Here is a 26019-nt window from a genome sequence, read left to right on the forward strand (position 1 = left end):
AGCAGGCCTTTTTATGATGCCCATTCATTCCAGCTTTTGAACGAATTCCTTATAAAGGGCCCTAAGTGCATCTCCCCTGCTGATAATGCCGACTACTTTATCATTTTTGTCCAGGACGGGGATTTTCTTGAAATGATGCTTGGAAAGGACCTTTATCAATTCATCTAACGGATCTTCGGGAGATAGCTTTGTAATCCTTTTATTTTTAATGATTTGTGAGACTTTATCATTCATTTTGGATGTAACTTTTTCATCCAATTCTTCACCGGGAAGAACCGTAATGTAGGTGAAATACCCCATGATGGCTTCCTCTGCAGGCGTTAAGTAACGAAGGATATCCCCGTCCGTCACCATTCCCAGTAGCTTATCCTGTTCATCCACAACGGGGACCCCGCCAACTTTATTTTCGATCAAGATCCGCAGAATTTCCTTTAATGTAAAATCAGGACGGGCTACAAAGACTTCCCTTATCATGAAATCCTTAACTAACATAATACCACCCCTTTTTTAAGTTTGTACGTTCTGTATTCATCTCTCCCTATTAATACCCTTACTTACTCTATTTAAAAACCCTTGCCGCCTGAACTGCCTTTTTCCAGCCATTATATAAATCCTTCCGTTCCTGTTCTTCCATCTCGGGTTCGAATTTCTTATCGACCGCCCATAGCTTTGAAATCTCTTCCTGACTTTCCCAATATCCGACAGCGAGCCCAGCCAAATACGCCGCTCCTAACGCTGTCGTTTCACTAATAACGGGTCTTTCGACTGGTACATTCAGGAGGCCGCTTTGGAATTCCATCAAGAAGTTGTTTTTGACAACCCCGCCATCGACCCTCAATGCCTTTAGGTTAATCCCTGAATCGACTTCCATGGCGCAAAGGACATCTTTTGTCTGGTAGGCCAATGCTTCCAATGTTGCCCGGACGAAATGCTCCTTCGATGTCCCCCTTGTCAGTCCGAATACAGCTCCCCTGGCATCACTATCCCAATAAGGGGTGCCTAATCCAACAAATGCGGGAACTACATAGACACCATCGGCTGAAGTGACCCGCAAAGCATACTTTTCACTGTCTTTCGGATCATGTAAGAGTTCCAGTCCATCCCTTAACCATTGTATGGCCGAACCTGCGACAAAAACACTTCCTTCCAAGGCATATTCGACTTTTCCATTCAGCCCCCATGCAATCGTGGTCAACAGGCCATGCTCTGATTTCACTGCCTTTTCTCCTGTGTTCATCAGCATGAAGCATCCGGTGCCATACGTATTCTTAGCCATTCCTTTTTCAAAGCATTCTTGGCCGAACAATGCGGCCTGTTGATCTCCCGCTGCTCCGGCAATCGGGATTTCATGCCCAAAGAAATGGTGTGGCGCTGTTTTCCCGTATACCTCCGATGAAGAACGAACATCCGGAAGCATCGACCGCGGAACTTGCAGGATTTCCAGCAGCTCTTCGTCCCACTTCAGGTCATGAATGTTATACATCAGCGTCCTTGAGGCATTCGAATAATCGGTTACATGTGATTTACCACCCGAAAGTTTCCATATCAGCCACGTATCGATCGTACCAAACAATAAGTCTCCGTTTTCAGCCTTTTCCCGTGCCCCATCTACATGGTCGAGAATCCATTTCACCTTCGTTCCGGAAAAATATGCATCAATCAATAATCCGGTTTTCTGCAAAAATAAGTCATCGAGGCCTTCACCCTTCAATTGCGTACAAATTTCGCTTGTCTGCCGGGATTGCCAGACGATGGCATGATGAATCGGCTGACCTGTTTCCTTATCCCATACCACGGTCGTCTCCCGTTGATTCGTTATGCCAATTCCAGCGATCTGTTCAGGCTTTACATTCATTTCCGATAGACAGGAAGCGATTACCGATAGGATGGAACCCCAAATCTCATTGGCGTTATGCTCCACCCATCCTGGATTCGGAAAGTATTGGGTGAATTCCTTTTGGGCAATATGCAAAACTTCCCCGCTTTTATTAAATAAAATGGCCCGGGAACTTGTCGTTCCCTGGTCCAATGATAGTATGTAAGTCTCCACGGCTGTCTCCTCCTGCACTTAAGAAAAGGTTCATTTCAGCTTAAGTGTCATGCTGTTTTTTCTTTCTACATTTTACTAGATATACCCGTGAAAACAAAAAATATATAAACTACAGCAGAAAACTGAATAATATTGGCAGGTTAAGAGTTTATCTTTTACAATGAAAATAAGCGGATAGGAGGAATGGAAATTGAATAATCATGAAATAGATTTTAAGGTATATGGAGATGACATGCAGTTTGTAGAAGTGGAATTGGACCCTCAGGAAACGGTGATTGCCGAGGCTGGAAGCTTAATGATGATGGAAGATCAAATCAAGATGGAAACCATCTTTGGTGATGGGTCTTCAAATGGTGACAGCGGAATGATGGGTAAGCTATTCGGGGCCGGGAAACGGCTCCTTACTGGTGAGAGTCTTTTCATGACGGCTTTTACGAATGAAGGACGAGATAAAAAACACGTTTCATTCGCATCGCCATATCCAGGTAAAATCATCCCGATGGATTTAAGCGAGCTGGGCGGGAAAATCATATGTCAAAAAGACGCATTCCTGGCGGCCGCAAAAGGCGTTTCGGTCGGAATTGAGTTTCAGAGAAAAATAGGGGCAGGCTTCTTTGGCGGTGAAGGCTTCATCATGCAAAAACTAGAAGGAGATGGAATGACCTTCGTTCATGCCGGCGGCACGATCCATAAAAAGGAATTGGCAGCAGGGGAGATTTTACGCGTCGATACAGGATGTTTAGTGGCAATGACTAGCGGGGTAGATTATAATATTGAAACTGTAAAGGGTGTGAAAACCGCTTTGTTCGGCGGCGAAGGTTTATTCTTTGCAACATTAAAAGGACCCGGAACAGTCTGGGTGCAATCTTTGCCATTCAGCCGGCTAGCCAGCCGTGTATTTGCTGCAGCGCCGCAAAATGGAGGATCATCCGAAGAAGGCAGCGTAGCTAGAGGCTTATTCAATTTATTCAACGATAAATAAGAACCGGACCAATGGCTGCCATCCTGGCAGTCATTGATCTCTTTTGAAAAGGATGGGTAGCTACATGCAGCTTGTTAAGTGGTCCTACATGAGACGCTATAATATCAGGGCAATTTTTGATCAATTCCCGAATTCGCCTGTTATTTTCCGAAAAATAAGAGATTACTATTTTGTTTATACCGTTCACTGGACAGCTGCCGATGCCCCTATCGGCATAAAAGAGCTTGAAGAAATGGAACAGCTGCTCAACCGTGAGCTCGGGACTGAACTGCAATATCTCTACCGAAGAAAATGAGTTACTCCTCGTACATCATTTTTCTTGTCATGCCTCCATCGACGATAAGATCCTCACCCGTAACGAAATTATTTTCCGTTGCCGTCAAATAAAGACAGGCCCTTGCAATATCGTCCGGTTTGCCAACCCGATTGGAAAAATGCTGCTGGTGATCTTCATCCCTCAGCGATTCATAATCTCCCGTTTCAATCCACCCCGGAGAAATCGAATTGACCGTAATTTTCTCTTTGCCCAAAGAAGCGGCAAGCGCATGTGTCAGTGCTTTGATCCCTCCTTTGGTTGCTGCATAGGATTCCGAATCAGGCTCAGACATCATCGCTCTGGTTGATGCTATATTGATGATCGCACCTCCCATTTCATTTTTCCGCATCGATTCTGCCGCGGCCCGGGAACAAAGGAAAACACTGCGCAAATTCGTATTCATCATATCGTCCCATTCCTCTATCGTCAGATCAAAAAGCGATTTGAATAATGCCTTTCCTGCATTATTGATTAATATATCAATGGTCTTATATGTTTTTAGAGTTACATCCATCAATTGTTGAATGTCAGCTTCCTTGCGTACATCCGTTTTAACGAACATGGCTTCATGACCTTTACTTTTGAGCTCTTCCACACACAGAAGTCCTTCCCGCTCGTCCAAATCCGCGAGAACGACTGAAGCGCCGCTTTCTGCATATCCCTTTGCCACGCCTCTCCCTATCCCATTCGAAGCACCTGTTACAATCACCGTTTTATTTTTGAAACCCATTATTCCAACCTCACTTTCACAGCCGCTTTTCCCTATCATAATATCCAATCCTCTCCACTTCAAACAATTTTGAACTATATAAAAATCCTTTTCTTTTTCATCAATAATCGCAGGACCCTTATATTTTTGTAGCTGCCCTAAAGTGATGTATGATAGATGGTAACAACAAGAATGAACCAGAGTGAAAGGCATCCGCTATTATCTTTCTTACAGTGTAAAAATTTATATTGGAGGAATGTAAAAATGGACTTATTAAAAAATGTGTTTTCTTTAGGATTAGGTGCAGCCGCTGCTACAAAAGAGCAAATTGAAAAAGCGGTGGACTCTCTTGTCAAAAAAGGCGATATCAGCAAAGAAGACTCCAAGATCCTTATTAAGCAATGGGTCGAAAAAGGGGAGCAAGCCCAAAAGCAGCTGGACGATTCCGTCAAGGCCAAAGTCAATCAAGCGCTCAATGGCCTAAACTTGGCAACTAAAGAAGAAGTCGAGGAATTGGAGCGCCGCATCGTAATTTTGGAGAAACAGAACCAAAACTTACAACCGTGACAGGAGGTACTTGAATGTTTCGCAAGCGACTGAAACACGCACATCGTTACCAAGAAATCATTAATGCCTTTTTGAAAAATGGGTTTGGTTACTTCATCTATCGCCTGGGATTATCCGAGAGTAAAGCGGGATCGAAACTCCAACCCGATGAAAACCTGAACCTCCGCTCAATCGGAGAGCGGCTGCATACGATATTACAAAGCTTGGGACCTACATTCATTAAACTTGGGCAGATTGCAAGTACGAGGCGTGATTTCGTTCCTGACGAAATCGTCCGCGAGCTTGAAAAGTTACAGGACCAGGTCACCCCCTTTCCATTTGATAGGGTCCGTAAAATTGTCGAGGCCGAATTGGGTGATTCTTTGGAAAACATTTTCCTTGAATTTAATGAAACCCCACTGGCAACCGCCTCGATTGGACAGGTCCATACGGCTCGGCTTCCATCACAAGAAGTCGTAGCAATCAAAGTGCAGCGGCCAGATATTCTGCCGACTGTGGAAACGGATTTGGAAATTCTCGATGATTTGGCAAGACTTATGGAAGCACGCATATCTTGGGCAAGACGCTACCAAATCAGAAAAATGATTGATGAATTCGCTAAATCACTCCGCGCAGAACTTGATTATAACTCCGAGGGTCGAAACGGTGAAAGAATAGCCAAGCAATTCATCGATGATCAAGGGTTTAAGGTACCAAGGATCCATTGGGAGTTTTCCACAAAAAGGGTCCTGACAATGGATTTCATTCAGGGAATTAAGATCAATCATTATAAACAGCTTGATGATGAAGGTTATGATCGCCGGCAAATCGCGGAAAGATTAGCGAACTCCATGCTTCATCAAATATTGATCGATGGCTTTTACCACGGTGATCCCCACCCAGGCAATATCATCATATTGCCTGGGAATGTCGTCGCACTCATGGATTTTGGAATGGTGGGACGTCTCGAGGAAGAAACGAAATATCAGTTCGCCTCGCTTGTCATCAATCTGAAACGCGGAAGCACCAATGGATTGATCAAGACGCTTTCAGATATGGGTCTCTTGACGGACGAAATCGATATGGCCCCATTAAGGGGGGATATTGATGAACTGCGAAATAAATATTATGATATCCCATTGAGCCAAATCTCTTTAGGCGGAGCAGTCAATGACCTGTTCACGGTTGCCAATCGTCACCAAGTCCAAATCCCACCCGAATTCACGATGCTCGGCAAGGCTCTGCTTACCATGGAGGCCATTGTCGAAGGATTAGATCCGAATTTTAGCATCATGAAGGCAGCTGAACCTTTTGGGGAAAGGCTTTTTAAAGAACGCTACAACCCAAAAAACATTGCGAAGAACGCCTGGAATCAATTCATCGAGTCTGCTGAAGCCATTGCCGAACTGCCCAAGGATATCAGGGAAGTGACAGGTATCATTAAAAAAGGGAAATTGCGGCTCGATATCAACATCCCCGAACTTCAAGTTTTTTTACATAAGCTTGATCAAATCTCGAACCGGCTGTCGTTCAGTATCATCCTGCTTGCATTCAGCATTATCATGGTCGGTCTCATTATCGGCTCTGCAATAGGCGGGGAAACCTTGATCCTTTGGAAGATACCGGTTATCGAAATTGGTTTTGTCGTTGCAACCCTGATGTTCTTACTCATGCTCTACACTATTTTCAGATCCGGAAAAATGTAACTCACTTAAAACGGGATTCAGATTGGTCTCATCCCGAACGTGGAGTAGGAGGCACTGGAAACCGTAGCCTAAGAACCAAGGGTAAGCCATATTTGTTTCAACATCTTCAATACTTCTATTTTAAAAAAAAATGACTCTAGGCAAAAGTGGTCTACCTAAAAGGTAAGACACAGTTAATTGGAGCGGGTGTATGAGACTCCTGCTTAGAAAAGCGCGTCTAGAGGAGAACCCGCAGGCGAAAGCCGAGGGCCTACCGCCCGCGGAAAGCGAGTGCCATACGTTCCAATCAACGTCCAAATTGTACAAGCCATAAAAATAGACAAACTCGATCTTCATCGAGTTTGTCTACATTCAAGGAACCCCTTTGGTATAGGGGATTTTTCTTGATTTGATTCATTGGTTATTTATCCGACGTTCATATGAAACGGCATACGCACTATGGCGAAAATGCAAGATCCGGTCTTCCGAGCACTCGATTCCTTCAGGGATATTGGTTGGATCAAACAATAAAGTATCTTTACACACTTCCGATTTTTTGGAGATCATTAAATGCCCTATCGTGATTACCTGTTTATCTTCCGACCAAGCAATAGTCGGATCGTCAGTCGGGTCATTTTCCCCTCCTATTTGGATGTTCAATTTAAAGCCCACCGGTCCTTCTTTAAGCCTCTTTTCCATTTCTTCATCCAGATACTCCGGCGAATGCTCGGCAATCTCCCCTTTGTCTAACATACTAAGGCCGGCATCTGGCACCCACTCATACTTGATTGCCTGTCGCCTTCCTTCCTTGTTAATGAAATAGAATGCGTGAATGGAGTAATATTGGCACGTTGAAAAACTGGCTGGAGAACGCATTTCTTTAAGCATTTGCAAGCTTGCCTTACTTTCAGGGTATTTCCACAGGATTTTTGCAAGCTCTTTCAGATTAGGGAAACCTTCCTTTACAGATTGGAAAAAGCCAGCAATATCAACAAACGCTTGCGGTGTTTTCGCAAAGAATAACGGAATGGTCACAGTAATAAGATCTGACACCTTTCCATTCGGCAAATGAAACTTGACTGCCATGCCCTTTACAGGGGAAATGGCATCAGGATGGCTTGGAATCGGTGAGCTATTTGAAAACCGAATGATCACCGGCACGGCTTCATCCTGAAGATGCGAAGCCACCGTTAATGGGGACGCTTTTCCGTTTGGGGTAAAAACACCCTCATAAACATATCCCCTTGCATGCACGCGCCGATAACCAGGATGTGTACCTGCTACATTTTCAATCATATTTACTGCTTCCCTGGCCAGTTCAGGTTTGTAGTCGTCGGTTCCTTCCATGATACCTCACCCCACCTTTTCAGATTATAATCCATTATTACATGTACCCCTTATTCCATTAGATTATTCTTTCTTGAATCACCGAAAGCATTGATTGCAAAAAAAACCTGGCGCTGCAAACATATGTCATACCTTTATGGACACGTGATTTTATCCATTAATTCTAGAACCGTTCAAAATGATCGGCATATACAGATCTCTTTTTCTTACTTATAAAAATACTCATTCCTGTTCCGGCTCCACCTGTGAAAGGATAACATGGGTAACGGTTGCCGCAAAAGGAATGGTCCGATTGATGAATTCCTCCACTTCTTCAAGGCTCTGAGTGTGGATTTTCAGCATAAAGCAAGCCTGCCCGGCAATTCGATAACAAAAGTCAACATTCGGCACCTTGGAGATATACTTTTTGAATTTCTCATATTCCCCATTTTTTATTGTAGCTTCCACGATACACTCAATTGGAAAACCGATCTTTTTATGATCAATCTCGGCAACATACCCTTTAATGATCCCGAACGACTCCATTTGCCGTACCCGTTCGGCAACGGTGGGGGCCGAAAGGTTTACTTTCTTTGCCAATTCCCTCATGGAAATTCGGCTATTCAACGTTAATTCGGCAAGGATGCTATGGTCTTTCTCATCTATTTTCATTTTTAAATTATTCCCCTTTTTCTCTTTACATTCGTTCATTATTAAACCACATTTCTTTACAAACGGAATTAAAATTTCTGGATTTTTATATTAGGATTATCTCAAAGGAGAGATGTTCATGACAAGAATAAAAAAATCATCACAGGGCTCCAGTCCATTTCAAAGATTATTTCATTCTGAAGAGATTTCGCATAAATGGTCGGACCTCTCAGATTGCATATCTGCAGATGGGAAACTTTCGGAGAAATTGAAGGAAAACGTCAGAAGGGTGCTGGCATACGGTAATGGCTGCTCATACTGTCAGGGAAAAGGGACTCCGCTAAAGCCGGAAGATATGAAAGAAAGCTATGCAATTGCCTTTGCGGAAGTATTTCTCTTGCAACGTGAAAAAACGGAGGAAAAGTTTTTCCAAGTATTGAAGGAAGTGTTCAGTGATGAAGAGATTTCTGAACTATTGGCATTCATTTGTTTTACAACCGCCCAGCAATATTTCGGCGCTTTGATGGATTTAAAATAACACAAAAAAAGGAACAGGCCTTCCGCCTCGTTCCTATCTGTAAAAAACCTACATTCTACCCTTCATTAGTTTGAACGATACCCAAATCCTTTATCATCATCAGTTGAATGACCGCCTAGGATTTCGCACCATGATCCTCCCTTTCATTGATCCTTGGAAGAATGGAGCGGGAAGGTACCGGGGATGTCAAAACCACAGATGTATTCAGATGTCCATAGGGTATTAATCGATCTATCAGTAATCTCATGCTGTCCATATCAGCTAAAGCCGCTTTCAAAAAATATCCAACTGTTCCTGTTACACGGTGGCACTCGATAATGTCTAAATCATTTTTCACTAATTGCTCAAAATCGGAAACAGGAACCTTAAGTTCACTCACCTGAATGAACACAAGTACACCCCTTCCTATTGCCAAAGGGGAAACCCTTGCGCTGAACCCCTCAATGATCCCCTTTTCTTGCAGGCGGTACATTCGTTCAGAGATGCTAGGTCGACTGAGAGCCAATTTCTTCGATAGTTCACTAATCGTAATGCGTCCATCTTTTTGTAAAAGTTCCAGTAAACTGACATCTATTTCATCCATGAAGCAACCGCCTTTCATAATGAAGGAATATAAGCATATATTTCTTTAAAATGTTGTATGGATAGCGAAAAATACGTTCTTTTTTGTATGTAATTTTAACAGTTAATATTCTATCATTAAAATAATCAAATAGAAAAAGAAAATTCAGAACTTTACCAAAGGGAGGAACCTGCATTGACCTTTACAAAAATCCCGGTTCGACAAAACATCGAAAGCATTAGCCCATATGTTTCCGGCAAACCAATTGAAGAAGTGCAACGTGAACTTGGTCTTGAAACGATCGTTAAATTGGCATCCAATGAAAACCCATTCGGTTACTCACCTCTAGCAAAAGAAGCCATGCTTAACGAAATGGAGCAAACCTCCTTTTATCCTGAAGGCATGGCGCCTGCATTAGCTGAAAAACTGGCAAGAAACTTGAATATCAATAAAGATCATATCATTTTGGGCAATGGATCTGATGAGGTGATACGTTTGTTGACAAGAACCTATATCCAACAAAATGATGAAGTCATCATGGCTGATGTGACATTTCCACGCTATGAAACGAATGTATTGATTGACGGCGGCACACCTGTAAAGATTCCTCTTACCAATGGTGTACATGACCTTCAGGGTATGTATGAAGCCATAACAGAAAAAACGAGAATGATATTCGTCTGTAATCCCAATAATCCGACAGGAACGATCGTTCAAAAAGAAAAGTTACGCTCTTTCATCGAGAAGGTGCCGAAGCATATTTTACTGATCGTTGATGAAGCATACTATGAATATGTCGATGATGCAGAATATTTAGAAACCTTACCGCTTCTCAATATGCATTCAAATCTGGTTATCTTACGCACTTTTTCAAAGATTTATGGATTGGCTGCTTTAAGGATCGGATACGGTTTAATGGATGCTTCCATCATACAAGAGCTAGTTAAAGTGAAGGAACCCTTCAATACCAATCGTTTGGCACAGGCTGCGGCATTCGCTTCCCTCGACGACCATCCATTTGTTGAGAATTGTGTTCGTAAGAATGAGGAAGGAAGAAGATATCTAGAAAATGAACTAAGCAAGATGGGTTTGACATTCTTCCCTTCACATGCCAACTTCTTGATGGTTAAATTGAACCAGCCTGGCAAGGACATTTTTGAGAAGTTATTAATTCAGGGTGTCATCATCCGTTCAGGTCATTTGCTAGGCTATGAAAATACCATCCGCGTGACAATCGGCACTCCGCTTGAGAACGAGAGATTCATAGCATCCTTACAACATATAATCAAGAAAACATCTGGAAATGACCAATCGAAATGAAGTTGCAGAATATAAGTGATCAGTAATGAAAGATACGACATGGACGCCTTTGCCCATGTCGTATCTTTTATGCGGATTTATTTAGCGATATTTTTTTCTATTATAGGTGTTTCCTGTATGTCCACTCTTTTAAATTTAAAAATTGAAATCAAGATTAAGGCAGCCAACACAATCAGGCAAGTAATGATACTGATTCGATTCTGATCACTGAACACGAACGTGACACAAATGATGCTTAACGTGATTACGGTAAACAAGGTTATATATGGAAATCCCCACAATTTAAAACTGGGAGCTTTGGGATATGAATTGCGAAGTTTAAGCTGCGCTAAACAGATGCTGATCCATACAAGTGATACTACAAAACCCGGAAACGCCATTAATAGAGTAAATGCCTTGTCCTGTGCAACAAAAGTAATCATGGAGCCGACGACCAATACACCTGCACTTAATAGCAAACTGTACAAGGGAACGCCATTTTTTGATACATAAGAGAACGACTTGGGAGCTTCCCCTTCTGCAGCTAAAGAATGCAGCATTCGAGTACACCCATATATTCCAGAGTTAGCGGCTGATAAGACGGCCGTAATCAAAATGAAATTCATGATATGTGCAGATCCCTGAAAACCTGACATTGACAAAACCTGTACAAACGGACTTGCCTGGTCGCCAATTTCATTCCACGGAATCAAACCGCAGATTACAAGTATCGGTAAGGTGAAGAATAATACAACTCTCCAAATATAGTTTTTAATGACCTTAGGTAAAATGCGGTCTGCATCCTTTGCTTCCGTTACCGTCACCCCTATTAACTCGGAACCGCCATAGGAGAACATGACGATCAGTAATGCCGAAAAGATGGACATCCACCCATTCGGGAAAAATCCTCCATGCCCTGTAAAGTTTTGCAGATAATTAGATCCGCCGCTTGGGATCACACCAAATAAAATACAGGCTCCCAATATGATGAATAAGATGATCATTGTAATTTTAATGCCGGCAAACCAAAATTCGAATTCACCATAATTTTTGACATTCATCATGTTAATCCCAATGATGAAGGCCGCACACCCTAAACTTAATATCCATAGCGGGATTGCCGGGAGCCAATACTGCAAAAAGCTTCCTGCCACCACTACCTCAATGACACAAACGGACAGCCACATGAAACAATACATCCAGCCTACGATGAAGGAAAGGCGCTTACCGAATGCTTTCTGAACGAAGCCTTTCATATTCGTATTTGGATAGACAATTGCCATTTCCGCTATGGCACCCATGACTACTAGCAATAATAATCCTGCAAAAATATAAGTGAATATGACTCCAGGCCCTGCTAACGATATGGTTTCGGCACTTCCTTTAAAAATCCCAGTACCTATTGCCCCTCCCATTGCCATCATGCTAATATGCCTCGGCAATAATTTCTTTTGCAATGACCCACCATTTGACTCCATTACATTTGCCTCCTTCATTCCATAATTTTCTCGTATAAATTAAACCCATTTAATCGTTGAATGGCGAATAGATTTGTTATCTCATCAACCGTTATGGTTTAGGAGTGGAAGGATCCAAAGCCTTATTGAAAACTCTATACTTCCCCAAAGTAAAAATGATATCAATATGCCGATGGTTTTACAAGAGGGAATCATTGCAGGCCAATACGGCCCCTGTTTGGTCAAACGCCGGGACATAATTCCAAATGGAGTGAATTTACTGATAGCCTTGCCTTTCGGGTCTTTGACTCCATTAAGATAAAACTTTCTAATCGGGGACTACATTGGTAATCCCCATTAATTTACCTTTTCCTATTTATTTACGATGTGAATTGCATGTCCCAAAACTGCTTCAGCCGCTTCCAGCCACCCCTCGGTCAAGGTCGGATGAGGATGCATGCTGAGGGCTATATCTTCGACCCGAGCCGCCAGCTCAAGAGCAAGGACCCCTTCACCTATAAGGTTGGAAGCATCAGCACCTACCATATGCATTCCAAGCAATATATGACTATTGGCATCCACGATGACTTCTGCAAACCCCTCCGTTTCATTCGTTGCAAGCGCCCTTCCGTTGGCACTGAACGGAAATTTGCCAACCTTGACGCTGTATCCCTGTTGTTCGGCTTCTTCACGGCTTAAACCAACACCAGCTATTTGTGGTTCCGAGAAGATTACATAGGGAACATAAGGCGAGTCAACGGCACTTGGCAGCCCCGCTATCACTTCAGCTGCCACGATCCCCTGTTTGGACGCTCGATGGGCAAGTGCCGGACCAGGCGTAGTATCACCGATGGCAAAGATGTGCGGCACATTTGTACGGCATTCCATATCCACTGCTATATGGCCTTTCTCACCAACCGTCACTCCAGCCCGATTCAGGCCAATTTCTTCCGTGTTAGGAATCCTTCCAATTGTAACCAGGGTCTTTTCGCTCACGACCGCTTCCGTACCCTGTTCTTCCGAGGAAACAAGAAGATGCACTTGACCATCCACTACACTCGCTTTCTCTACCCTCGAGGATGTTTTGATATTGATCCCGAGCTTCTTGGCATTCCGGGTGACGTCCTTTACCAGGTTTTCAGCAACTTGAGGGAGTATGCGATTGGCCATCTCAATGATGGTCACTTTAGTCCCTAACTTTGCAAATGCCATACCCAGCTCGATTCCGATATATCCTCCGCCAATGATCGACAAGCTCGCTGGAACTTCATTCAGCTGCAAAGATGATGTTGAATCCAATATATATTCCCCATCGACTTTTATGAAGGATGGAATGAAAGGCCTGGACCCTGTCGCAATAATTGCCTGTTCAAACTTGTAGGTTTCAAAATCGCCACCGGTTTCAACTCCAATGCGGTCATCAGATAAAAAAGTTGCTTGGCCTTTAACCACCGTCACTCCGTTTTCCTTACACAAATGGGCAATACCATGCCCCAACTGGGATGTGATGCCCCCTTTCCAATCCTGCCAAACCCCCAAGTCCATAGTGGTTCTTTCCTGAGGCAGCCGGATTCCCATTTTCCCTAAATCGTTAAGCCCATGGTATTGATCAGCTGCGTGAATCAATGCTTTTGAAGGTATACAGCCCCGATTAAGGCAAACCCCGCCCAACTTATCCTTTTCAACCAGCACGACCGATTTACCTAACTGGCCGAGACGGATCGCCGCAGCATATCCTCCCGGACCTCCTCCCATGATGACAACATCCGTTTCAACAGCAACTTCCCCTACTACCATTTATCTCATCTCCACAACTAAACGAATTGGATTTTCCAGCAATTCCTTGATTTTATTGGTAAAGTGCACCGCTGTTACCCCATCAATCAAACGATGATCGAAAGAAAGAGACATATTCATCATTAAACGGATAACACCTTCCAAATCGCGAACGACCATGCGATGTTCCATTTTATGCAAAGCTAATATGGCAGCTTCCGGATAGTTAATGATCGGGGTAGCGTGCATCCCTCCGATCGGTCCTACATTGCTGATGGTAAATGTACTGCCTGTGATTTGGTTTATACTCAACTTCCCTTCACGGGCTTGGGTTGCCAATTGCCTGATTTCATCAGCCAGTTGGAAAATGGTTTTTTGATCGGCATGTTTGATCACAGGAACAATGAGACCCTCTTTTGTATTCGTCGCAATCCCAATATGATAATAATTTTTCAGGATGATTTCATTGGTTCTTTCATCAATTGAAGCATTTAATGTTTTGAACTCCTTTAAAGCGATGACAATGGCTTTAACGAAAAACGGCAAAAAAGTCAATTTTATATCCTTATCATCTGAGTACTCCTTTAATTGACTTTTAAATTCCTTCAATCGGTCCATTTCCAATTCATCTACATGCGTTACATGAGGAATGGTCGAAACGGACTTTACCATATGTTCAGCGATTTTTTTACGAATGCCTTTAAGCGGAATCCGCTCTTCCCGCTCATTTTCCAAACCATTTGCCAGTACGGCATCCTTCATCGGGGCCATCTCTTGACCAGTCTTGTCATCATGCTGTTTGGCATCTTCCCGTGTAATCGAATCATTTTCTTTAAACTGCTTCAGGTCACTTTCGGTAATTCGCCCAGCAGGACCGGAACCTTTAACCTTCTCGATATCAATCTTCATTTCCCTGGCCATTTGACGCACGAATGGGGTTGCCAACGCACGCACTGCCTGATGGTGCTGTTTAGTCGTAATATGCTCCGCATTTACTTTTACATCACCGGATTGCCCGACTTGGTTTTCTTCTTCACTAATATTTGTATCCGGAACTGGCACATCGTTCTCTTCCTGAATTGTGAATATAGTGGTTCCCACTTCCACGATATCCCCAACGGAAAAAAATATTTTCTTGACCACTCCCGCTGCCGGAGCTGTCAATTCCGCATTGACTTTATCCGTTTGCACCTCAACAATGGGTTGGTCCTGTTTTACCGCATCCCCTTCTTTGATGAGCCATTGGATAATTTCCCCTTCATGCATCCCTTCCCCTACATCAGGAAGTTTAAATTCCATCATGCGTCATCCTCCTTCTCTTTCTCCCTAAATCAATTAAAATGATAACGTTTCGACAATTCCTTGTTTTACACGGTCAACAGTCGGTAAATAATGATCTTCTATTGTAAACGGCGGAACCGGTACATCAAATCCTGTTACACGCTTAATCGGCGCTTTCAGGTAAATAAGAGCTTCATCATTAATGATGGAGATAATCTCCGCACCTAATCCGGCCGTCTTATGGGCTTCATGGACGATCAATGCACGACCTGTCTTTTTAATGGATTGAACGATCGCATCCCTATCTAAAGGGTATAAAGTTCTAAGATCGACCACTTCACACTTCCAGCCTTTTTCTGCTTCAATCCTTTTCGCGGCATTCAATGCCTCCCTTAACATGGCCCCCCAGGCAAAAATGGTCAGGTCGCTTCCCTCCTGGACCACTTTTGCCTGACCGATTGGTATTCGGTACATTTCATCGGGAACTTCTTCCTTGAAGGCCCGATACAATTTAGTCGGTTCCAAAAAAATCACTGGATCTGGATCTTCGAGCGCTGATATGAGCAGCCCTTTTGCGTCATATGGATTACTGGGTGCAACCACCTTTAAACCCGGAGTATGGGCAAAGAAGGTTTCGACACTTTCGGAATGAAGTTCAGGACCCCTGATTCCGGCACCATATGGCGTCCGGATTACGAGGGGCACCCCAAATTGCCCACGAGTACGATACCTCATACGGGCAGCATGGGAAACGAGCTGTTCGAACCCCGGATAAATAAAGGCGAGAAACTGGATCTCCACTATGGGCAGCATTCCGTTAAGAGCCAAACCAATGGCAGAGCCGATGATTCCGGATTCAGCTAATGGCGTATCCACAACTCGATCTTTTCCATACTTCTCATAAAGTCCTTCCGTCGCTCGAAAAACCCCGCCATTCACTCCAATATCCTCACCCAAGATCATCACGCGATCATCATGACCCAGCATTTGGTCCAGCGCTTCCGTAATAGCCTGGAGCATCGTTAAATTTTTGCCCATCATTTCTTCCCGCCTTTCCTTAAGATTTGGTTCAATTCCTGCTTCTGTTCCTTAAGATGCCATGTCTCCTCGGCATATACATGATTAAACATTTCGAGCGGGTCGGATTTCGGATACGCTTCGGCCTTTTTAAGGTGGGCATCGATCAGTTCGTTGAATTGCTTTAACACCAATTCTTCCTGCTCTTCATTCCAATGACCCTCTTTATTCAAATACTTTCTAAGGCGTGTAATGGGATCGCGGTTTTCCCTCCAGAACGTTGAAATTTCGTCCTGATCGCGATATATGTTCGGATTGTCTGCAGTAGTATGGGCGCCATAGCGAAAGGTAATGGCTTCGATTAATGTAGGCCCTTCCCCTTTAAGCGCTCTTTCGACAGCCTCCTTTACAGTCATCCATACGGCAAAAATATCATTTCCATCCACCCGCACCCCATGGATGTCATAAGCAGCAGCACGCTGGGATATTGTTTTTGATGCCGATTGCTTTTCAAAAGGGACACTGATTGCGTAGCCATTATTTTGGCAGAAAAAGATTGTCGGGGTTTTATAAACGCCGGCAAAATTCAGTGCTTCATGAAAGTCCCCTTCAGAAGTCGCTCCATCGCCAAAATAGGCGATGCTAACATTCTTTTCGCCTTTAAGCTTACTTGCCCAAGCCGTTCCAACTGCATGAACCATTTGAGTGGCAATTGGAACACTTGGAGGCAATATCCTTTTTCCTTCTGGACAAATCGAACCATCAAAATGCGCCATCCAGTATAGGAAAACACGGTATAATTCCTGTCCATGAATGATTGCCGCTCCATGATCACGGTATGTGGGAAACATCCAATCCCCTGCCGACAATGCTAAAGCGCTTCCTGCTTGGGATGCTTCCTGCCCTTCGAAAGGTGCATAAGTCCCAATCCTGCCTTGGCGCTGGAGATTTATTGATTTTCGGTCAAATGTTCTGAGCAGGAGCATGCTCTCATACATCTTTAACATAAGTGATTTATCGATTTTTCCATCAATCGCTTCAATCATTTCCCCATCAGGAGTCAATACACGAAACATTTCCGGCTCAACTCCGCTTGAATGCGCTTTCATTATTGGGTTTCCCGTCTTTTCCATTTCATTTCTCCCCTTAAGATAGATTTGTTTCGCAAACTTACCTAGGTTTTGAACAGTCATGAAATAACAGCCCAAAATGTTTTTATTGGTCTTTCTGTCTGTGATTAAATGCTGTTTCATAAACTACATTTCCTTATATAAAAGGATAATACATCCATGTTTTTAATAATATGTTAAATAGAATGAATTTTTTACATATTACCTTTATTTAGAAGATGTTTTCTGATACTTCGCCTTCATTTTGAAAATGAGAACCTTTAATGGGAAATTTCATAATGATTACCTTCAAAATGTGATATGCTCCCGACAGATTTAGAACCTTCATCCAAAAAGTATCCAGCACAAAAAAGACCCATTATATTAATATATGGGTCTTAGACTGTAAAAAAACTCCAAGAAATCAGTTGCCTACGTTTTTTCAACAGACAGTTGATTTCAGAAATCCGCATCCCTTTGAGCCGACTGCCTGCCAAGCGTCTGCGGGGTCTCGGCTAGCCAGTTTTTCGGCAAGAGTGTCGCATATTTCTTCCATCCATTTAGGAGTACAGGGAAAAACATGAAGGATAAACTAGTCTAAAACTTGGTTCGGAATAGACCAGCCTGCAGTTTTTTCTTTAATAATTCCAGTTGATTTCAGAAATCCGCTCCCTTTCCGCCGACTGGCTGCCAAGCCTCCTCGACGCAAGCGTCTGTGGGGTCTCGGCTAACCAGTTTTTCGGCAGGAGTGTCGCATATTTCTTCCATCTATTAAGGAGTTCAGGGAAAAACATGAAAGATATACTAGTCTTAAAGGGTTCGGAATAAGACGAACCTGCATTTTTTTCAATAACACAAAGTTGAATGGAACGAAAGGCGCGAGACTCCTGCGGGAAAAGCGTGGCATGGGAGACCCCGCAGGCGGACCGAGGAGGCTCCCGCCCGCCCGCGGAAAGCGAGTGCATGAAGTTGAAATCATTACACATACCCTATTTCAGAAATCCGAAATTAGATCAATGTTACCCTTTTTGCATTTCATGATGGGGTAGGGCCCGCAACGGGAATTGCACCCAAAGGTAGAAAAGGTCTATTTTTCAAATGTTCCTTTAACGACAGCATGGCCATCTTTGACCATCATCTGCCCCATCGCGATAACACTATTTATTTCTAAAGTTCGTTGATTCATCATGATGATATCGGCGTCCTTACCTACCGAAAGCTTTCCCTTTGCAGAAAGCTTTAAAATATTTGCCGGGTTTTCTGTCACAACCCGTAGGGCATCGGCAATTGCCACTCCATCCTCGAGGACCGCATCGACAACACAATCATATAACGACATGCATGTACCAATGTTCAAACCGCGCAGGTTACCGCTTCCATCGAAGTCAGGCAGGCTGGCTTGCCCATCTGAAGTTATGGTGATCTGCCCGATTTCAACGCCTTCTTCTAGTGCCATTTTAATTGCTGTACTTGCTTTGACCTCGCCTTCTTCAAGGAATTTCTGGATTGTACTTGTCGTAAAATCTATATACCCCCCTTTTTTTGCATATTCCACCCCTGCATTGAATAAATGCGGATTTCGGTTTATATGTGTAGGGTAGAACTGAGTGATCGGAATTTCCGTTGTCTCGACAACTTCTTCAATTACGTGCAAATGATCTAGACTGTCGCCGACATGAATATTGACGATACCGCTTTTCCCGGATAACAGACCTCCATTACGTGCCTGCGAGGCCAGTTTAGCGAGTTCCGCTGCAGTCGGCTGCGAAGAACGATGATCGGCAATGGCTATTTCGCCAACACCGATAATTTTATCCACAAGAATCAAATCATCCTCGATCTTACCAGTTAATGTCTTGACTGGAACTTGATACGAACCAGTCTGAACGAAGCAGCTAATTCCTTCTTCTTCAAGCGCTCTCGCTTTAGCGAGCAGTGCAGGCATCGTCCTTGTCGTACCATCTGTGCCGATGACCCCTACCAAAGTCGTTATACCGGCTAAAGTGGCATCTGTTAATTGGATTTCAGGTGTCCTCGATTTAAAACCCCCTTCCCCGCCTCCGCCGATAATATGTACGTGGGCATCTATAAAACCCGGAGCCACAATTTGACCACTCGCATCAATCACTTTCATTTCAACGAAATTGGCAGGTACATCAATCTGGTCCTCAATGAAGCCAATTTGCTTTCCTACCAAGAGGATATCTTTTTGGCCCATATATTCCGGTCCATAAAGCTCCCCATTTTTAATAAGCGTGAGCATTGTCCATTCCCCCTCCAAAAATTGAAATTTTCAAATAGGTTTCAAAATCTTTCACGCGGGTAAATATACAACATGACCCGCTAACAATTACATAAAAAAAGTCCAAAACATACTTGTTCATTTTTAAACGTTGTAGCTGAATTGACATCTTGATTATGCTTTTCCAAAAGTATAAAACAAAAGGAGTAAACGACATGAATAAAGTGATTTCTTCTGACATTCAAACAAATAAAAGATTATCCATGCGACAAATCATGAACCTATATCAAGTTACAAAAGAATTTAAAGGGAATATATATTTTATCTGCAACCATAAATTGGTCGATGCCAAGAAACTTTCGACTTTCGTATCCTTCGTGCTCATTCTTCAAGAGTGTGCAACGATGAAAGTCATACTTGAAGGCGAGAATGTACACGCCATGCTTGAAAAAGTACAGGCTATTTGTAAAGAAAATGATGAAAGTGCATTTCGTTTCCAATCGAACCAAACCGTAAATATTTAAATGATTCCAACTACGTTTGAAGAGGGTGTATTTATATGAGAACCATTTTAATGGTGATAGGCGCAATCGTCGTAATCGGCATAATAGCAAATCTCATTTTTTAAGAATGATGAAAGACTGTCAATTATTGACAGTCTTTTTTGTTGATTTGATTTAGAAAGGCTTGATCATGCTTCCGGACCTGGAATCACCACGGAACCTCCCAGTCCCTCCATTTATTCAAGCCTTCCCGTATTTCATTTCCTTTGTCAATCCAATATTGTCTCCTCTTCTCCTCTTCTTCCTTCTCCTGTTGCTCAGCTATAAGTGCCTGTTGTTCTGCTATAAGCGGACCGATATCTTGAGCTTTAAAAGATTGAGCAGCTTGATTCTGTAAGGCTTTCGACATTATTTTTTGAAAGATGAGTGCACTTCCCTGACTGCTGTGTGTCGTTAGATAATGTTTTGCGTCCGTCTTATCATATCCCGCCCAAACAGCACCGACCAGCGAAGGTGAATAACCGATGAACCATTGATCTTTAACCCCTGATACTCCTTCGATGGGAACTTGTGTAGATCCTGTTTTACCTGCTATTTCATAACCGGAAACAGCCGCGTTTTTCGCTGTGCCATATTCCACTGTTCCAAGCAGCATGGCATTCATTTTGTCGACGGCGCCTACAGAGGTCACTTTGGTGCTTTTCTCTTTCCAGGCGGCAACCTCTTTTCCATCGGCATTTTCTATCCTTACAATGGCGTGGGTTTCCATCCGTTCTCCTTCGTTGGCGAAAGCAGAAAACGCTCCTGCCATCTGCAGCGGGGACACACCTTTTTTCATCCCTCCTAAAGCGATAGACAGGTTTCGATCATCCTTGTCATATGGAATCCCAAACCGCTTAAGTGAATCAAGCCCCCTATCGATGCCAATCTCATTCAATAGCCAAACCGTCGGTACATTCAAGGAATTCATCACCGCTTCATACATGGGGACTTCTCCTTTATATTGACCACTCAGGTTTGTTGGCTCATATTCACCGAAGCTCATTTTTTCATCCTTTAAAGGGTCAGTGATATCATATCCCTCTTCAACAGCCGGCGTGTAAACGACAAGCGGTTTAATGGATGAACCAGGAGACCTTGTCAGTTGGGTTGCCCGGTTATATCCCATGAATTGGTGTTCACCCCTCCCGCCGACAAGTGCTTTTATGCCGCCTGTTTCAGGATCAAGAAGGACAGACCCGCTTTGAACCAGTTCCTCTGTACTCGTCCCAACCGGAAAATTGGCTGAATTCTCATACACGCTTTCTGTAGCCTGCTGCATGGACTGGTCCAGGGTCGTGTAAATTTTATACCCCTTTGAAAGCAGTTCCTCAAGCTTAATTCCATATTTACTCGATGCTTCCGATAAAACATGATCGACATAATAAGGATACTTACCTCTTAATGGATCGGCTTCCTTCTCCCCCATAAGAAGTGTCACCGAATCTTTTTTTGCGGCCGCTTCTTCATCTTTCGTCAAATAACCATGTTCCGCCATTCGCGAAAGAACCAAATCACGCCGCTTCACTGCACCATCCAAATTCTTGTATGGATCAAGTTTGGATGGCAAGTTAATGACTCCCGCCAGCAAAGCTCCCTCGGCAACGGTCAATTCAGAGACCTCTTTGGAAAAATAAATATTTGCAGCCTTTTTGATTCCCCATGCCCCATGGCCAAAATAAACTTGATTCAAATACATTTCCAGGATTTCATCTTTTGTATATTTATTTTCAACTTCCTGGGCTAGAAAAAACTCTTCTATCTTCCTCTTCAGTGTTCGATCTGATTCCAGCATCGTGATTTTCACAAGCTGCTGGGTGAGCGTGCTCCCGCCTTCAACAACACTTCCAGCCTTCGCATTTTTAACCAAAGCCCGCATGATCCCTTGATAATCTATGCCGTGATGTTCATAAAAACGGTGATCCTCAATGGAAACCACCGCTTGTTTCATATGTTCCGGTATTTCATCTATCGCAACGCCCTCGGATTTATTTGCCGTGATCGTACTGGCCAGATTCCCATCCAGATCATAGATCCCTGTCGGTTGCTGAAGACTATTTTCAAGATGACTTATATCAGCACCCTGCCTGAAATACAATAGTGAACCGGCGCCTAAAACCACAATCGCCAATATTATAATTAGACCTAATTTAACTAACCCTCTCATTTGTACCCCCATTTTCCCATCTGCGACATGTTTCATTAAAAATATTTTACCCTTTTTGTTAAAGAAAACTCGTCGATTGAATAAAAGGCGCTCATTTCTTGTAGCACTTTACACGTGAATCGGCATCCTTGCCGATGATATCCCTTCATCGTCTGAGTATGCCAATTAACTGAAGGAGCATTTTCATCCTACCATTTTAACTATGCTCGTATCTATCCTTTACCCGTAAAAGGCAATCTATATACCGATTAAAGGCGTGTAGCCATTTAAAAGCGGGTATAACACTATTAAGGTCTTATAAAGGGGAGAGATGATAGTAATGAAAGACTTAAAACATATTGTCGTCGCTTTTGATGGAAATGAAGAAAGTAAACGGGCCGTCGAATATGGAGCAACATTGAAAAAGGCCTTTCCAAAAGCTGAGTTGACCGTCGTTCATGTCCTAAATGATAAGGTTGAACAGCGTATCATGGGTAACGCCTCCGCGCCGGGGTTCGTGCCCTCTGCCGGATTTTATGTGGATCCAGTCCAGACACATCCTGTTGTTGAAGTTGACCAGCCAAGAAATCAAAAGGTAAATGACACCCCCTCCGCCCTCGAGAATAGTATTCAGAACGCAGAAAGTAATACGTTGAGATTGTTAAGTGAATGTCAAGTGACGGGGAAATTCGAACTATTGGAAGGATATGCGCCAGATAGCGTATGTGACTTTGCAGCGAGAAATTCAGCTGATCTTATCGTTGTCGGCAATAGCGATAAAAGCGGTTTGGAAAAATTCTTCCTTGGCAGTACAAGTAGTTCCATTGCGAAAAACGCACCATGTTCGGTATTCATTGCAAAATGAAGAATGAGCGGGTTTTTCCCTATTGGTTCGAGTCATACATTCTCCGAAAAAGGCCGGGTTCATATAGAATCCGGCCTTTTTCGGATTTTTTCAGTATTACATTCGGAGCAGCCTAAAAACACCGGGTTGCTAATTGCTGCCCAAAACCACATCCTGCATCAGTACTGACTATCAGGTTCAAAATGGCTGAACCAGAACCGTTCACCCTCAGCCTTTAGGCTCCCCTTGTGGAAGTATTTAATTTTCGATCATCGGTTAGAATATCTATTAGTTTCTTTAGATGCCAATTAAAGAAAAACTGTACATGTCATCGAAACTCACCCTTTTACCATTTCATGTAAATATCATTTCGTTAATCCAACTTCTTTACAGACTTTCAATACACCTGCTGATAACCAAGTTAGAATGCGACAATTTTTCTATAGACTCACTAAGGTTTGATTTTATTAAGCCTAATTTACATTGGGGAGGGAATGGACATGGATAAACATTCGATATCAGCTGAAAAAGGCGCCTACATAAGCATTGCCGCTTACATATTCTTGTCTGCTCTTAAATTGTCATTTGGTTATTTCGGTGATTCTAAAGGGCTTTGGGCTGATGGTTTAAATAATACGACCGACATCATCGCTTCCATAGCCGTTTTGATTGGTTTGAAAATTTCAAAGAGACCTCCTGATGATAATCATTCATATGGTCATTTACGGGCGGAAACCGTAGCGTCATTGGTAGCTGCCTTCATCATGATCACTGTGGGCCTTCAGGTTATATACAGTGCCATTGAATCCTTCTTTCACCAAGATTCAACAACCGTACCCAGTATGCTGACCGGTTATGTCGCTCTATTCTCTGCCATCTTCATGTACGGAACCTACCGTTATAACCTTACATTAAGTAAAAAAATCAACAGCTCTTCCATCTATGCCGTTGCTCAGGATAATCGTTCCGATGCCCTTGTCAGTGTTGGTGCTTTCATTGGAATCATCGGTACTAAGTTGGGAATCCCTTGGCTGGATGCGATAGCTGCAGCAGTCGTTGGGGTCATTATATGCAAAACGGCCTGGGATATCTTTCGTGATGCATCCATCTCTTTAACCGATGGTTTCGACGAGCAACTCCTGCAAAAGATCGGACAAACGATTATATTGACAGAGGGTGTTAAAGACATGAGTGAAATTAAAGCACGGATGCACGGAAGTGAAATCCTGCTCGAAACTACCGTTCATGTCAACCCTCTTTTGACCGTCATCCAAGGTCATGATATTACAGTTAGAATCGAAGAAAATCTTTTGAAGGAATATAATATCCAGCATGTGATCGTACACATCGAACCATATGCATTTCATAAAAAAGGTAACCGTCATTAACTTTACGGATACCTTTTTTTGTTATTTATTCCTGTAATTACTGTAATAAAACTGTGTCAAAAAAAGGTATTTATTGATTGATTGCCGAATATTTATCCAATTGACACATGTTAAAGGAACAGTAATCTGTTATCATGAAAACAAGTTGTAATTATTTTGATATTTTGTAATTTCATTCAAATAAAGCACTTTCTGGTTCAAAAGTAAATTCATTTTCCTATAGTATGGAGGGCAAAATGGTATCTAATCGAGAAATGACCATTCACTTTTTATCTTCTCAAAAAAACAGTATCATTTCCAAATGGAAAGATGAGTTGCTGCATTTACCGGACGGATATCTGGGGTATTTCAAAGGAGAAGTGGAAAATATTTTTAATTTTCTAATGGATCAGGTTGGAAAATCGGATACTGACATAGACGATGTACTGAAGGTCGTGGGGGAAAAAATTGCGGCTGATCGCGTTACTAAGCAATTGGATATGGAAAATTTCTTTTCCACTGTAACCATCGGGAGATCCGTCATCATAGAGCACATTTTGAATTCCGGCGCACACAAAGAAGAAATATCGGCTTTAATAAAACGGGTAAACGTTTACTTCGATAAACTCATTCATTTTGCATTATCCCATTATACCGAATTGAAAACGATGGAACTTGAAGAACGCTATCAATTCATAAGCCCAAACCATAAAGACCGTTTGACGCTCCTTGGCCAAATGACCTCAAGCTTTGTCCATGAATTCAGAAATCCACTGACTTCCATCATGGGGTTCATACAATTATTACAGGCAGAACAACCTGAGATAAAGTACCTTGATATCATTTCAAAGGAATTGGATCAGCTCAATTACCGGATCACGCAATTTCTTAATATTTCCAAAAAGGAGACTTCAACAACACAACCTGATCTATTTTCCATTGCTCAGCTTGTGAATGAGGTGATCGAATTTTTATATCCCAGCATTTTGGAAGTTAATGCTTCCATTACATGCAATATTGCCGAGGATGCCGTAATTTCGGGTTCTAAAGAAGAATTCCGTCAAGTTTTACTAAATATTATATTAAATGCTCTTGATGTGGTTGCAGGGATGCCTTCCCCATCCATTTACATTTCAGGCTCTGAATCGCCACCCGGCATTCTTACTTTAAATATATCGAATAATGGGCCGAAGATACCTGACGACGTCCTGCCGAATATTTTTGAGCCATTCATCACCACAAAAAAAAGAGGAACGGGATTGGGATTATTCGTCTGTAAAGAAATCGTTTTAAAGCATCAAGGAACATTATCCTGTCACTCTACCGATTTCCTAACAACCTTTTCCATACAATTAAAAACTAAATAATGGATAAATATCCTTTTTTCCTTAGGGTTTTAGTGTGAAATTTTTGACTGATTGACGTCCAGTTACTTATACTAATAGGAAGGTTCCACTACTGATCGAGGTGAATGATCCTATAGATTGAAAATAAAAACCAGATTTCATACAAGATAGCGAATTATTTTTCCATCTAACATTTTATATACTAATATCATTTCATTCATTATTGGT

The 26019-nt window shown here is 42.6% G+C and carries 23 protein-coding genes; 10 read left to right on the forward strand and 13 right to left on the reverse strand.

The features are described from left to right. Positions 1-24 precede the first annotated feature (24 nt). Together ACFX4H_RS09905 and glpK are read right to left on the reverse strand one after the other, a co-directional pair. The gene (locus ACFX4H_RS09905) at positions 25-492 is read right to left on the reverse strand and encodes a CBS domain-containing protein (protein ID WP_377435093.1); all 468 of its coding nucleotides are present in this window, start codon (positions 490-492) and stop codon (positions 25-27) included. A gap of 67 nt (positions 493-559) precedes the next feature. Next, positions 560-2050 (reverse strand): glycerol kinase GlpK, encoded by a 1491-nt coding sequence (glpK, locus tag ACFX4H_RS09910; protein WP_377435094.1) that lies wholly within the window; start codon positions 2048-2050, stop codon positions 560-562. 190 nt (positions 2051-2240) lie between these two features. On the opposite strand from glpK, the gene ACFX4H_RS09915 reads away from it, so the two are divergent. After that, positions 2241-3032 (forward strand): TIGR00266 family protein, encoded by a 792-nt coding sequence (locus tag ACFX4H_RS09915; protein WP_057275762.1) that lies wholly within the window; start codon positions 2241-2243, stop codon positions 3030-3032. A gap of 88 nt (positions 3033-3120) precedes the next feature. Continuing rightward, on the forward strand, positions 3121-3327 hold the full coding sequence (locus tag ACFX4H_RS09920; protein WP_225989084.1) for a hypothetical protein: 207 nt from the start codon (positions 3121-3123) through the stop codon (positions 3325-3327). A gap of 1 nt (position 3328) precedes the next feature. Here ACFX4H_RS09920 and ACFX4H_RS09925 read toward each other — a convergent pair whose 3' ends face one another. Beyond that, positions 3329-4078, reverse strand: a complete 750-nt coding sequence (locus tag ACFX4H_RS09925) for a glucose 1-dehydrogenase (protein ID WP_283867247.1) — start codon at positions 4076-4078, stop codon at positions 3329-3331. A 243-nt stretch (positions 4079-4321) separates the two neighbouring features. Between ACFX4H_RS09925 and ACFX4H_RS09930 the strand changes: the two genes are divergently transcribed. Together ACFX4H_RS09930 and ACFX4H_RS09935 are read left to right on the forward strand one after the other, a co-directional pair. Then, positions 4322-4624 carry a phasin family protein gene (locus ACFX4H_RS09930; RefSeq protein ID WP_098187558.1) on the forward strand — a complete coding sequence of 101 codons (303 nt, stop codon included), beginning with the start codon at positions 4322-4324 and terminating at the stop codon, positions 4622-4624. 14 nt (positions 4625-4638) lie between these two features. Further along, positions 4639-6309 (forward strand): ABC1 kinase family protein, encoded by a 1671-nt coding sequence (locus ACFX4H_RS09935; protein ID WP_053534040.1) that lies wholly within the window; start codon positions 4639-4641, stop codon positions 6307-6309. Positions 6310-6702: 393 nt separating this feature from the next. Here the strand turns inward: ACFX4H_RS09935 and ACFX4H_RS09940 are convergent, their stop codons facing one another. Continuing rightward, the gene (locus ACFX4H_RS09940; protein ID WP_249596978.1) at positions 6703-7635 is read right to left on the reverse strand and encodes a catalase family peroxidase; all 933 of its coding nucleotides are present in this window, start codon (positions 7633-7635) and stop codon (positions 6703-6705) included. A gap of 222 nt (positions 7636-7857) precedes the next feature. Then, a complete protein-coding gene (locus ACFX4H_RS09945; protein WP_034315544.1) occupies positions 7858-8286 on the reverse strand; it encodes an Lrp/AsnC family transcriptional regulator in 429 nt (142 codons plus the stop codon). 118 nt (positions 8287-8404) lie between these two features. On the opposite strand from ACFX4H_RS09945, the gene ACFX4H_RS09950 reads away from it, so the two are divergent. Then, complete coding sequence (locus ACFX4H_RS09950; protein ID WP_034314804.1) at positions 8405-8803, forward strand: carboxymuconolactone decarboxylase family protein; 399 nt, start codon at positions 8405-8407, stop codon at positions 8801-8803. Positions 8804-8918: 115 nt separating this feature from the next. Here ACFX4H_RS09950 and ACFX4H_RS09955 read toward each other — a convergent pair whose 3' ends face one another. Further along, positions 8919-9386 carry an Lrp/AsnC family transcriptional regulator gene (locus ACFX4H_RS09955; protein ID WP_377435096.1) on the reverse strand — a complete coding sequence of 156 codons (468 nt, stop codon included), beginning with the start codon at positions 9384-9386 and terminating at the stop codon, positions 8919-8921. A 174-nt stretch (positions 9387-9560) separates the two neighbouring features. Here ACFX4H_RS09955 and hisC point away from each other — a divergent pair, with 174 nt between their 5' ends. Then, positions 9561-10685, forward strand: coding sequence for a histidinol-phosphate transaminase (gene hisC / locus ACFX4H_RS09960; RefSeq protein ID WP_323602089.1), 1125 nt, complete (start codon positions 9561-9563; stop codon positions 10683-10685). 77 nt (positions 10686-10762) lie between these two features. On the opposite strand, the gene ACFX4H_RS09965 is transcribed toward hisC, so the two are convergent. The 6 genes from ACFX4H_RS09965 to iadA all read right to left on the reverse strand — a co-directional run bounded on the left by ACFX4H_RS09965 (position 10763) and on the right by iadA (position 19567). After that, positions 10763-12142, reverse strand: a complete 1380-nt coding sequence (locus ACFX4H_RS09965; RefSeq protein WP_377435098.1) for an amino acid permease — start codon at positions 12140-12142, stop codon at positions 10763-10765. Between the two features lie 351 nt (positions 12143-12493). Further along, positions 12494-13918, reverse strand: coding sequence for a dihydrolipoyl dehydrogenase (lpdA, locus tag ACFX4H_RS09970; RefSeq protein WP_063591900.1), 1425 nt, complete (start codon positions 13916-13918; stop codon positions 12494-12496). Next, complete coding sequence (locus ACFX4H_RS09975; protein WP_063577149.1) at positions 13919-15199, reverse strand: dihydrolipoamide acetyltransferase family protein; 1281 nt, start codon at positions 15197-15199, stop codon at positions 13919-13921. It abuts the gene before it with no gap. Positions 15200-15232: 33 nt separating this feature from the next. Next, complete coding sequence (locus ACFX4H_RS09980) at positions 15233-16216, reverse strand: alpha-ketoacid dehydrogenase subunit beta (RefSeq protein ID WP_063592649.1); 984 nt, start codon at positions 16214-16216, stop codon at positions 15233-15235. Then, positions 16216-17328: a pyruvate dehydrogenase (acetyl-transferring) E1 component subunit alpha gene (gene pdhA, locus ACFX4H_RS09985; protein ID WP_241636849.1), complete on the reverse strand. Its 1113-nt coding sequence runs from the start codon at positions 17326-17328 to the stop codon at positions 16216-16218. The genes ACFX4H_RS09980 and pdhA overlap by 1 nt, the downstream gene beginning before the upstream one ends. A 1063-nt stretch (positions 17329-18391) precedes the next feature. Continuing rightward, positions 18392-19567 carry a beta-aspartyl-peptidase gene (iadA, locus tag ACFX4H_RS09990; protein WP_063591902.1) on the reverse strand — a complete coding sequence of 392 codons (1176 nt, stop codon included), beginning with the start codon at positions 19565-19567 and terminating at the stop codon, positions 18392-18394. 194 nt (positions 19568-19761) lie between these two features. Here iadA and ACFX4H_RS09995 point away from each other — a divergent pair, with 194 nt between their 5' ends. Continuing rightward, the gene (locus ACFX4H_RS09995; protein ID WP_034314818.1) at positions 19762-20070 is read left to right on the forward strand and encodes a hypothetical protein; all 309 of its coding nucleotides are present in this window, start codon (positions 19762-19764) and stop codon (positions 20068-20070) included. A gap of 187 nt (positions 20071-20257) precedes the next feature. Here ACFX4H_RS09995 and ACFX4H_RS10000 read toward each other — a convergent pair whose 3' ends face one another. Continuing rightward, positions 20258-22255, reverse strand: coding sequence for a transglycosylase domain-containing protein (locus tag ACFX4H_RS10000; RefSeq protein ID WP_241636854.1), 1998 nt, complete (start codon positions 22253-22255; stop codon positions 20258-20260). A 319-nt stretch (positions 22256-22574) separates the two neighbouring features. Here ACFX4H_RS10000 and ACFX4H_RS10005 point away from each other — a divergent pair, with 319 nt between their 5' ends. From ACFX4H_RS10005 to ACFX4H_RS10015, 3 genes are all read left to right on the forward strand, one after another. Beyond that, positions 22575-23099 (forward strand): universal stress protein, encoded by a 525-nt coding sequence (locus ACFX4H_RS10005; RefSeq protein WP_063591904.1) that lies wholly within the window; start codon positions 22575-22577, stop codon positions 23097-23099. A gap of 473 nt (positions 23100-23572) precedes the next feature. Then, a complete protein-coding gene (locus ACFX4H_RS10010; RefSeq protein ID WP_063591905.1) occupies positions 23573-24466 on the forward strand; it encodes a cation diffusion facilitator family transporter in 894 nt (297 codons plus the stop codon). 236 nt (positions 24467-24702) lie between these two features. Beyond that, entirely contained in the window at positions 24703-25812 is a 1110-nt protein-coding gene (locus ACFX4H_RS10015; RefSeq protein WP_241636857.1) for a sensor histidine kinase, read from the forward strand. Positions 25813-26019 lie beyond the last annotated feature (207 nt).

Source organism: Peribacillus sp. YIM B13477, from assembly GCF_042787955.1.
GTDB classification, from domain to species: domain Bacteria; phylum Bacillota; class Bacilli; order Bacillales; family DSM-1321; genus Peribacillus; species Peribacillus frigoritolerans.